Source organism: Promicromonospora sp. NPDC050249 (genome assembly GCF_040656015.1).
In the GTDB taxonomy this organism is placed as follows: Bacteria; Actinomycetota; Actinomycetes; order Actinomycetales; family Cellulomonadaceae; genus Promicromonospora.
The window spans coordinates 18146-28844 of the sequence record NZ_JBFAKY010000051.1 but is presented as its reverse complement, the minus strand read 5'-3'; the positions used below and the strand labels follow the sequence as shown (position 1 = coordinate 28844).

At 71.6% G+C, this 10699-nt stretch carries 7 protein-coding genes; all 7 read right to left on the bottom strand.

The genetic code is table 11. The annotated features are described in order from the left end of the window. Positions 1 to 148: 148 nt before the first annotated feature. Positions 149 to 1177 carry a TerC family protein gene (locus AB0I32_RS25530; RefSeq protein WP_357511209.1) on the bottom strand — a complete coding sequence of 343 codons (1029 nt, stop codon included), beginning with the start codon at positions 1175 to 1177 and terminating at the stop codon, positions 149 to 151. Positions 1178 to 1527: 350 nt separating this feature from the next. Next, entirely contained in the window at positions 1528 to 2499 is a 972-nt protein-coding gene (locus tag AB0I32_RS25525) for an NAD(P)-dependent alcohol dehydrogenase (RefSeq protein ID WP_357511207.1), read from the bottom strand. A 204-nt stretch (positions 2500 to 2703) separates the two neighbouring features. Further along, positions 2704 to 4818: an excinuclease ABC subunit UvrB gene (uvrB, locus tag AB0I32_RS25520; protein WP_357511205.1), complete on the bottom strand. Its 2115-nt coding sequence runs from the start codon at positions 4816 to 4818 to the stop codon at positions 2704 to 2706. 73 nt (positions 4819 to 4891) lie between these two features. Further along, positions 4892 to 6286 carry an FAD-dependent monooxygenase gene (locus AB0I32_RS25515; protein WP_357511203.1) on the bottom strand — a complete coding sequence of 465 codons (1395 nt, stop codon included), beginning with the start codon at positions 6284 to 6286 and terminating at the stop codon, positions 4892 to 4894. Positions 6287 to 6335: 49 nt separating this feature from the next. Next, positions 6336 to 7022, bottom strand: coding sequence for a pyroglutamyl-peptidase I (locus tag AB0I32_RS25510; protein ID WP_357511201.1), 687 nt, complete (start codon positions 7020 to 7022; stop codon positions 6336 to 6338). Between the two features lie 43 nt (positions 7023 to 7065). Next, positions 7066 to 7695: a dephospho-CoA kinase gene (gene coaE / locus AB0I32_RS25505; RefSeq protein ID WP_357511199.1), complete on the bottom strand. Its 630-nt coding sequence runs from the start codon at positions 7693 to 7695 to the stop codon at positions 7066 to 7068. Positions 7696 to 7770: 75 nt separating this feature from the next. Then, positions 7771 to 10578: a BTAD domain-containing putative transcriptional regulator gene (locus AB0I32_RS25500; RefSeq protein ID WP_357511197.1), complete on the bottom strand. Its 2808-nt coding sequence runs from the start codon at positions 10576 to 10578 to the stop codon at positions 7771 to 7773. Positions 10579 to 10699: the final 121 nt, after the last annotated feature.

The window sequence follows — 10699 nt, the reverse complement described above, 5'->3', positions numbered from 1 at the left end:
AGGTGGTCCTGCCCATGATCATCTCGCCGCTGGTGGGCTTCGGCCTCGCCTTCGCCGTGATGGTCGCGGTCATGTGGATCTTCCGGCCGTCGGCCTGCTGTACGGCTACCGGCGCCGTTGCGAGCCGGTTGCGAGTCGCTTCAGAGACCTACTTCGAGGACTCCTCCGACGGCTCGGGCTCCTTCGCTGCCTCCACCCGCTCGTCGTGCGCGGACTTGAGGAGGCTCGCGACGGTGCCGACCACCAGTGACACGACGATCACCGTGAGCGACAGCCAGATCGGGATCTCGGGCGCCCAGTGGAAGCCGTGGCCGTCGTTGATCCAGGGGATCGAGTTGGTGTGCAGCGCCTCGAGGATCAGCTTGATCCCGATGAAGCCGAGGATCGCCGAGAGCGCGTAGGGCAGGTACACCAGCCTGTCGAGCAGGCCACCCAGCAGGAAGTAGAGCTGCCGCAGACCCATCAGCGCGAACAGGTTGGTGGCGAACACGATGAACGGGTCCCTGGTGATGCCGAAGATGGCAGGGATCGAGTCGACAGCGAAGAGGACGTCCGTGGAGCCGATGGCCAGGAACACGATGATGAGCGGCGTGAAGAGCCTGCGGCCGTCGACGACCGTCCGCAGCTTCGCGCCGTCGTACTGGTGGTGCAGCGGGAGAACCTTCCGCATCTGCCGGATGAGGGCGTTCTCCTTGTAGTCGTCGTGCTCCTCGGGCTTCTCGGGGATCGCCTGCTGGATCGCCGTGTAGATGAGGAACGCGCCGAAGATGTAGAAGAGCCAGGTGAACTGCTCGATCAGTGCCGCACCCGCGAGGATGAACGCGGCACGGAAGATCAGCGCCATGATGATGCCGACCATCAGCACACGCTGCTGCTGCTCACGCGGCACCGCGAACCGGGCCATGATGATGACGAACACGAAGAGGTTGTCGACGCTCAGGGAGTACTCCATGAGCCAGCCGGCGTAGAACTCCGCGGCCGGAGTGATGCCACCGACGCCCCAGACGATCCCACCGAAGATCACGGCGAGCCCCACGTAGAAGCTCACCCAGATGGCGCTCTCCTTCATGGACGGCACGTGCGGGCGACGGCCGACGATGAGGAGGTCGGCGATCAGCAGGACGAGCATCGCCCCGAGCGAGATCACCTCGAACGTCACGGGTAGTTCGTGGACCATTGTTTCCTTCCGGAACAGGGAGGAACGCGCGACAGCCTCGAGCCTCCGGTGTGTACAGCAGGGCACCGGAGGTCTTCCTCGCTCGCCCGTACACCAGCCTGACCGAGATCAGACGCTGACGCACCACGAGCCGGCCAGGCCGAGCTGACGTCATCGGCAGCTGTGATGACGACCAAGCCGTTATGAGGTACTCCCCTCCAACGGAGGGAAGCATACGTGACAGCACGTTTGTTCCCGAACGTGACGCACGTCGCCGCTCCTCAGGGCTCTGTGAATATCGTCCGAGCCTGCCGTTCCGCTCCAGGTGCGTGCCTCGTCCCTCGGCCCGCACCCTGCGCTGCACCTCCGGCTCAGACGAGTGTGACCACGAGCTTCCCGCGCGCGTGCCCGGCACCGGCCACCTGCCGGATCGCCTCGACCGCGCGGTCGAGCGGGTACGTCGCGCTCACGATCGGCAGCAGTGTGCCGCCGTCCACCATCCGGGCGAGCACCGCGAGGTCCTCACCGTTCTCGGACGCCGAGACGCTCATCGCCCGGTACGGGCGGAACCGCGACACCAGCGGCGCCGCCAGCAGGTCGGGCATGGAGCCGAACAGCCCCGCCTTGCTCCCGTCGTTGGTGAGGATCAGCCCGCCCGGCACGACGACGCGGCCGAGCGCGCGCAGCGGGTACCGGCCGGCATTGGTGAAGACGACGTCGAAGCGCCGCTCGCCCGCCGTGACGTCCTCGCTTGTGTAGTCGATGACGTCGGAGGCACCGAGCTCGCGCACCATCGCCACGTTGCGCGTGCTGCACACGCCCGTCACGTGCGCGCCCCACGCGGCGGCGATCTGCACGGCGAAGTGGCCGATGCCGCCACCCGCGCCGGTGATCATCACGCGCTGCCCGGCCGTGAGCCCCGCCGCGCGCAGGAACTGGAGCGCCGTGACGGCCGCCATCGGCAGCGCGGCGGCCTCGACATGGGTGAGGTCGACCGGACGGTGCGCGATCCGGGTGGCGTTCGCCACCGCACGCTCCGCGAACGTCCCGGCGGCCCCGAACCCGAACACCTCGTCACCCGGCGCAAACGCGGTGACGCCGGGGCCGACCGCCACGACGACTCCCGACAGGTCGGCTCCCCGAACCTGGGGACGGGGACCGCCGAGCCCGCCCATCATCGGGCGGGCGATCATCGGCTGCCCCGCCGCGAAGTGCCAGTCGTACGGGTTGACCCCCGCCGCACTCACCCGGACCAGCACCTGCCCCTTCGCGGGGAGCGGCTCGGGGATCTCTCGTACCGCGAGGGCATCCAAGCCGTAGCTGTCCTGTGTGAGTGCTCGCATCACGGGCCTCCTGGCCTGTCGCGCTCCCGGACGTGCGCTGCACCCCTGCGGGATCAGGGTCCTCCGGGCCTGTGACCAGGTCAAGGGTGAACTGGGCGCTTCGCGGCTTTCGTTCGCAGAACTCGTTCGCCGCTGTTGTTCACGCAAACCGAGCCGAGCCCTGGCCCGGGTGGGCCAGGGATCGGCTTCCGCTTGGAGCCCGCTCTACGCCGTCGCCGCCTGCATCTGCCGCAGCTCCTTCTTGAGCCCCGAGATCTCGTCGCGCAACCGCGCCGCGACCTCGAACTGCAGCTCCGCGGCCGCCGCGTGCATCTGGTCGGTGAGCTCCTGGATGAGCTCGGCCAGCTCGCTCGCGGCAGCGCCGGAGAGCCGGTTGCCGGTCGTCGAGCCCTCCTTCGGGCTGCCGGGCACCCGCGCTCCCCTGCCCTCGCCCTTTCCCTTGCGGCTGTTCCGGAACCCGCCGGCCAGCAGCTCCTGGGTGTCCAGGTCCTCGCGGGCGAGCATGTCGGTCACGTCCGCGATCTTCTTGCGCAGCGGCTGGGGGTCCAGGCCGCGCTCGGTGTTGTAGGCCACCTGCTTCTCGCGGCGCCGCGAGGTCTCGTCGATGGCCATGCGCATTGCGGGCGTGATCTTGTCCGCGTACATGTGGACCTGACCGGACACGTTTCGGGCCGCACGGCCGATGGTCTGGATGAGGGACCGCCCCGACCGCAGGAAGCCCTCCTTGTCGGCATCGAGGATCGCCACGAGCGACACCTCCGGCAGGTCCAGGCCCTCCCGCAGGAGGTTGATGCCCACCAGCACGTCGTACTCGCCGATCCGCAGCTCGCGCAGCAGCTCGACGCGGCGCAGGGTGTCCACGTCGGAGTGCAGGTAGCGCACCCGCACGCCGCGCTCCAGGAAGTAGTCCGTGAGGTCCTCGGCCATCTTCTTGGTCAGGGTCGTCACCAGGACACGCTCGTTGCGGTCCACCCGGTCCCTGATCTCGCCCAGCAGGTCGTCGATCTGGCCCGTGGTGGGCTTCACGACGATCTCGGGGTCCACCAGGCCGGTGGGGCGGATGACCTGCTCCACCACCCCGTCCGACAGCGAGCGCTCGTAGTCGCCGGGGGTGGCCGACAGGTAGACCGTCTGCCCGATGCGCTCGGTGAACTCCTCCCACTTCAGCGGGCGGTTGTCCATGGCGCTGGGCAGGCGGAAGCCGTGGTCGACGAGCGCGCGCTTGCGGGAGGCGTCGCCCTCGTACATGGCGCCGATCTGGGGCACCGTCTGGTGGGACTCGTCGATGACGAGGAGGAAGTCCTCGGGGAAGTAGTCGAGCAGCGTGTTGGGTGCCGTACCCGGCTCGCGGCCGTCGATGTGCATCGAGTAGTTCTCGATGCCGGCGCAGGTGCCGATCGAGCGCATCATCTCGATGTCGTACGTGGTGCGCATGCGCAGCCGCTGCGCCTCCAGCAGCTTGCCCTGCTTCTCGAGCTCGGCCAGCCGGCCCTCGAGCTCCTTCTCGATGCCACCGATGGCCCGCTCCATACGCTCCGGACCCGCCACGTAGTGCGTGGCCGGGAACACGTAGATCGACTGCTCGTTGCGGACGACGTCGCCGGTGAGCGGGTGCAGCGTCTGGATCGACTCGATCTCGTCGCCGAACATCTCGATCCGGATCGCGAGCTCCTCGTACACCGGGATGATCTCGACGGTGTCGCCGCGCACGCGGAACGTCCCGCGCGTGAACGCGACGTCGTTGCGCGTGTACTGCATGGTCACGAACTGGCGGAGCAGCTGGTCGCGGTCCACGACGTCACCCACGTCGAGGCGGACCATGCGGTCGACGTACTCCTGCGGCGTGCCCAGGCCGTAGATGCACGAGACCGAGGCGACCACGATCACGTCCCGCCGGGTCAGCAGCGAGGAGGTCGCCGAGTGCCGGAGGCGTTCGACCTCGTCGTTGACCGACGAGTCCTTCTCGATGTAGGTGTCCGACTGCGCGATGTACGCCTCGGGCTGGTAGTAGTCGTAGTACGACACGAAGTACTCGACGGCGTTGTTGGGCAGCAGCTCCCGGAACTCGGTGGCGAGCTGCGCGGCGAGCGTCTTGTTGGGCGCCATCACCAGGGTGGGCCGCTGCAGCTTCTCGACGAGCCAGGCCGTCGTCGCCGACTTGCCGGTACCCGTGGCGCCGAGCAGCACCACGTCCTTCTCGCCGGCCTGGATACGCTCGGTCAGGTCGGCGATCGCCGTCGGCTGGTCGCCTGCCGGCTGATATTCGGAGATGACCTCGAACGGGGCCACCGTGCGCTGCAGATCGGTCACGGGTCGCATGTGACTACGGTACGACCGACCACTGACACTCCCGTGCGGGAGTCACCTCACAGCCGGACCTCACAGCCGGACCTCACAGCCGGAGCGGCGGGGCGGCGTCGGCGGGTGCGCCCTTCTCGAGGAGCACCGACCGGAGGACCGCGGGCCGGAACAGCCTGACAGGCGGGGCCACGAGCGCCAGCACCTCGCGGAAGGTGTCCTGGACCTCAGGATTGACCCCGCAGCGTTCCTGCACCCTGGCCAGGTACCAGCCCGTGAACCGGTCGCCGACGGACCGGTGCGCGGCGTTGCCCGCGACTCCTGGCCGCGCCTTGTCCGCGCCCGCCGAGATGGCCCAGGCGTCCCCCGAGGCCGCGAGCAGCGCCGCCTGCGTCCTGCGGTTCGACGACCCGGCGGCAAGGCTCTCGTCGAGCGCGACGGCCGCGAGCGCCGCCGTCGACATGCCCTGCCCGAACACCGGGTTCAGCGCGCACAGCGCGTCGCCCGTCACGAGCAGGCCGTCCGGGACCGTCCGGTCGTACGCCCGGCGCACGTTCTCCGTCCTGAGGTACCCGTACACCGGCGAGACCGGCTCGGCCTCGTCGATCCACTGCCGTACCAGGGGGTGCGCCTGGCGGTCGGCCAGCGCCTCGAACGCGCCGGGTGCGGTGGGCAGGGCCTCGCCCCGCGGTGTGACGAAGGTGATCATGTGGGTGCCTGCGGGCTCGACCGGCACGATCACGGCGCCCATCGTGTCCCCCACCAGGTACACGAGGCGGGCGTCGGTGAGGGCACCGTCCGAGCCGTCGCGGTAGACGCGCGTGGCGTAGCCGATGCCCGACTCCACCCGGTCCTCGGCGGGCCGGGCCACGCCGAGCCGCTCCAGCCACCCGGGCGTGTGCGAGGACCGCCCGGAGGCGTCGACCACCAGGTCCGCGGCGAGCTCGGTCGGCTGCTCGGTCGGCAGCTCGGTCGGCAGCTCGGTCGGCTCGGTGCCGGCCCGCTCCCCGCCGCGCTCGCGCAGCCGCACACCGGTGACCCGCTGGGCGGTCCCGGTCAGCCCGACGACGTCGGTGCCCTGCACCGCCGTGATCCTCGGGTGTGCCAGCACCCTGGCCCGCACCCCGTGCTCCAGCAGGGGCCGGGTGAGGCACAGCGTCGAGGAGGTCGCGGGTCCCCTCCCGAACCAGCGGCCGCGCATGTTCTGCAGGACCTCGGTGGGTGACCGGACCTGGAGCGCCCCGGCGGCCACCAGCTCGGCCTCGAGGCCGGGCAGGAACCGCTCGATGGCCAGCAGCCCGCTCTCCAGCAGGAGGTGGGTGTGCCTGCTCTGCGGCACACCCTTGCGCGGCTCCGGCCGGTCCGGGTACCGGTCGCGCTCGACGATCGTCACCCGCCCGGCATGACGGGCGAGCGCTACCGCCGCGAGCAGGCCGGCGATGCTCCCCCCGACGACCACCGCGTGCCCTCTGCCGCCGCCGATACCCACGCGGCACCACCCCTCCCCGATCAGCGAACCCCGTCAGCCAGACCGTCGGTCAGTGCAGCGTGCCGGCGACCCCTGCGGCCTCCACGGCCTCGCCGCGGGCCGTGGCGAGCGCGGTGCGCACCACGATCTCCAGGGCAGTGACGAGCGACTCGAGCGGGAGGTGCGGCTCGCCGCCGTCCGACAGCGCGGACGCAGCGGCCTCTCCCCCGACCTCCTCGGTCGTGCGTGGCACGTGGACGAAGCCGGACAGCACGCCCGGCCGCTCGGCGAGCGCGTGCTGCAGCGCGTAGAACGCGGCGTTGCAGACGTACGTCCCTGCGCTGTACGTGACACCGGCGGGGATGCCCGCCGCGCGGACGGCGGCGACGGCGGCCTTGGCCGGGAGGGTCGTGAACCGGGCATCGGGGCCGCCGTCGGCCACGGGGGCGTCGACGGGCTGGGTACCGCCGTTGTCGGGGATCCGGGCGTCCATGAGGTTGATCGCCACCTGCTCGACCCGTACCTGGGTGACGCCGGCGGCCAGGCCGACGGCGAGGACGACGTCGGGCGCGTGCTCGTCGAGCAGCCGCAGCAGCAGGCCGTCGGCGGAGCGGACCTGGTCGAACTCGACCGGCAGGACGGCCGTGACCAGCTCGTCCGGGCCCGTCCAGCGCGCCGCGAGGGCCGCTACCGCTTCCCCTGACGAGTTGACGGCGTCGCCGCCGAACGGCTCGAACCCTGTGACCAGAACCTTCATCGCGCACGCTCCTCACCGGGCCGTGCGGATCACGCCGGCCGGATCACGCGGAGTCTGCCTCCGCCTCCTGCGTGACCTCTTCGGCCACGCGCTGCCACAGGGTATCCACCTGTGCGCGTAGATTGTCCTCGCTCCCCGAACCGTCCAGGGTGAAGTCCGCGAGGGCGAGCCGCTCGTCGTCGGCGGCCTGCGACGCGAGCCGGGAGCGCGCGGCGTCCTCGCTCAGCCCGCGACCCTCGACGAGCCGGCGCACCCGCTGCTCGGCGGGCGTGTGCACCACGACGAGCAGGTGGAAGTGCTCGGCCTGCCCGGTCTCCACCAGCAACGGGATGTCGTGCACGATGACGGCGGTCGGGTCAGCGGCGGCCGACATGGCCTCCCGTTCTGCCGAGAGCCGCCGCACCTCCGGGTGCACGATGTCGTTCAGGCGGCTGCGGGCGGCCGCGTCGGCGAAGACCAGGGCACCGAGCCCCGGCCGGTCGAGGCCGCCGTCCGGCGTCAGGACGCCGTCGCCGAACGCCTCGACGATCGCGGCGAGGCCCACCGATCCTGGTGCGACCGCCTCCCGCGCCAGCAGGTCGTGGTCGATGACGACGGCGCCGAGCTCGGCCAGGCGTGCCGTCGCGACCGACTTTCCGGCCGCGATCCCTCCGGTGAGTCCGATGCGGAACATGGTGTCCTCAGTGCCGGGATGGTTGGAGTGCTGCTGGGCGTCAAGGCTACCTCCGAACATCCGGGTCGCCTGGGCTCACAGGCCGGTGACGCCGTAGCCACGCGACAGGCGCTCTCGCTCGACGTCTGCCGCGAACGGAGCCGATACGTCGAGGATCTCCAGGCCGGCTCGCCAGGCGCGCCGGGCACCGATCTCGTCGCCGAGGAGCGCGTGGAGGTCGCCCGTCGCGCGGTACCCCTCGGCGACTCCGCTCCGGTCGCCGAGCCGGCTCCGTATCCGCGTCGCACGCTCGTAGGCGCGCAGTGCGCCCCTGAGGTCCGCCGCCTGCTGCCGGCAGAACCCGAGACTGTCCCAGCTCGCCGCCGCGGCGCGCTGGTCGTCGATCTCCTCGGCCAGCGCGAGCGCCTTCTGACACCAGGTCACCGCCGTGTCCAGGTCCCCGAGATGCGCGAGGTCCCAGCCGATGGCGTTCATCGCACGTGCCTCACCCATGCTGTCTCCCACGGCCCGTGCGTGATCGAGCGCCCGGCGGTCATGCTCGAGAGCCTCGTCCCACCGCTCGCCGGACTCGGCCACGGCACCGAGCCCGAGGTGCACCTCTGCGCCGCCCGGGACGTGCTCGAGCTCGCGGTTCAGCTCGTCCGCCCGCAGGAAGTGGCCGTGCGCTCGCGCGTGCTCACCTCGGCGGTGCGCCGCCTTGCCCAGATGAAACTCGGCGCGCGCGGCCAGGTCACGCCTCCCGCCCCGGTGCGCGGCGGCCAGGACCGCGGTCTGGGTGCTGGTCGCCTCGCCCCACCGCCCGTTCCACTCCTGGAGCTCCGTGGCGAGGAACCCGATCCGGACGCAGTCGGCGTCGTGTCCCAGGGCTCCTGCCAGCCGCACGACGGCCACCAGGTTCGCGTGCTCCGCGGCGAACCACCGTTGGGCATCGGCCGGGGAGGAGATGGGCGGAACGCTGACGCCGCGGACGCCGCCCGGTCCGTCGACCGCTCCTGCGTCAGTGGCACGGCGTGCGCCCGGCCGTTCCACCGCCTTGTGCACCGCGCGGGCGTAGTGGTCGAGCAGGCGCCGGACCGCCTGCCGGTTGTCCAGCCGCGTACCGAGCTCTCCGGCGTAGCTGTGCAGCAGGTCGTGCAGGCCGATCCGGCCGCCGTCGGAGGCCGTCACGAGGTACGCCGACTCCAGCTCCGACACCCGCCCGCGCGCCTGCTCGACGGGCAGCCCCGCGAGGCTCGCGGCGGCCTCGATCGACAGGTCCGGAGTCGGGTGCGTGCCGAGCAGGCGGAAGAGCCGGGCCGCTGGTGCCGACAGGGACTCGTACGACCGGGAGTACACCGACCGCAGGTCTGCCGCGTCGTCGCCCAGGGCGAACTGGTCCAGCCTGGGGCTGGCCGACCGGAGCTGCGCCACCACGGAGCCGAGGTCTGCCTCGCGCTGTCGCGCTGCGCGGGCCGCGACGATCGCAAGGGCCAACGGCAGCCGCCCGCACTGGCCGGCGATCTCGTCCAGCGTCGCGGCGTCGGCCGGACGACCGCTGCCCAGGCGGCGTACCAGGAGCTCGCGCGCGTCGCTCGCGGGCAGCACATCGAGCTCGATCCCTGTCGCCGCCTCGCGGGCCACCAGGCCGTCCAGGCGATAGCGGCTGGTCACAAGGACCGACGAACCCGGGGAGCCCGGCAGCAGCGCGCGTACCTGTTCGGCGTTCGCGGCATCGTCCAGGACGATGAGCAGCCGGCGCCCGTCGGTCAGGGTCTGGTAGCGGGCGGCGCGCTCCTCGAGGGTGTCCGGCGTCTCCGAGGCCTGGTCGCCGAGCGAGACCAGGAGGTGCTGCAGCGCATCGTCGGCGGCCATCACCGCGCCCGGGCGGCTGCCCCGCAGGTCGAGCCAGATCTGGCCGTCGGCGAACCGGTCCGCCGCGCGACGCGCCCACCAGCCGGCGAGCGCCGTCTTGCCGATGCCGGGCTGGCCCGAGATGACGACGACCGCGGTATCGGAGGTGCCTGCCTCCACGCCCCCGGGCGCCAGGGCATCGAGTCGCGCCTGCTCCGAGCTACGCCCCACGAGACCTGCGACGTGCGGAACCTGACGGGGCACGACACGTGGGGCCTGCGGCGTGATGACGCCGAGGCTCACCGCGCCGGGCGGGCGCCTCGCCGGGTCCTCTCCGGCGAGCGCCTGTGCGTGGAGCTCGCGCAGGCGCGCGCCGGGTTCCACCCCGAGCTCTGCGACGAGGTGTCTGCGCAACCGGTCGAAGGCGTTCAGGGCTTCCGACCGGCGGCCGGACTCGCTCAGGCCGCGGACCAGCAGGTACCAGAGGCCCTCCCGCAGGGGGTTGCGGTCGCACAGGTCCTGGAGCAGGGCGATGTCCGCCGGCCGGCCCGCGGTCATCAACAGCTCGTGCTGTCGCTCGATCGCCGTCAGGCGCTGTTCGGCCAGGCGGGAGCGCTCGGCGTCCAGGAGGTCGCTCGGCACGTCGGCGAGCGCGTCGCCGCGCCACTGGTCGAGGGCGTGCCCGAGCGCGGCAAGCTCGTCGCCCGTCCCCTTCTCCCGGGCGGTCGACGCCACGCCCAGCCAGCTCGTGAAGCGGCCGAGGTCGGTGCGGTCGGCGGGCACGTCGAGCACATAGCCGTCCGGGCGGGTGCGGACGACCTCGCCCAGCGGCCCCAGCGCCTTCCGCAGCCTGTTGACCGCCACGTGCGTCGACTTGCGGGCGTTCGACGGCGCGGTCCGGCCCCAGAGGGCTTCGGCGATCCCGGCCATCGGCACGACGAGCCCGCGCCTGAGGACGAGCAGCGCCAGCACCGTCCGCGACTTGGAGGAGCCGATCGTGATCGCGCCGCTGTCGGCGACCACGACCAGCTCCCCCAGTACCCCGAAGTTCATCCGGCTCGTCCTCCCTCGCCTCCGTTCAGGAGACATTCAGGAAGTATGACCCGGCGGCGAGCACGAACTCACCTGAATTGTGCAGGTCCGGAGGTGGCGGGCGACGCTCCGCCCGCCACAC

Bases quoted from the DNA above. Each gene is read 5' to 3' on its own strand.
- AB0I32_RS25510 (WP_357511201.1), bottom strand. From the start codon at position 7,022: ATGAAGGTTCTGGTCACAGGGTTCGAGCCGTTCGGCGGCGACGCCGTC.
- AB0I32_RS25530 (WP_357511209.1), bottom strand. From the start codon at position 1,177: ATGGTCCACGAACTACCCGTGACGTTCGAGGTGATCTCGCTCGGGGCG.
- uvrB (WP_357511205.1), bottom strand. From the start codon at position 4,818: ATGCGACCCGTGACCGATCTGCAGCGCACGGTGGCCCCGTTCGAGGTC.
- coaE (WP_357511199.1), bottom strand. From the start codon at position 7,695: ATGTTCCGCATCGGACTCACCGGAGGGATCGCGGCCGGAAAGTCGGTC.
- AB0I32_RS25525 (WP_357511207.1), bottom strand. From the start codon at position 2,499: ATGCGAGCACTCACACAGGACAGCTACGGCTTGGATGCCCTCGCGGTA.
- AB0I32_RS25500 (WP_357511197.1), bottom strand. From the start codon at position 10,578: ATGAACTTCGGGGTACTGGGGGAGCTGGTCGTGGTCGCCGACAGCGGC.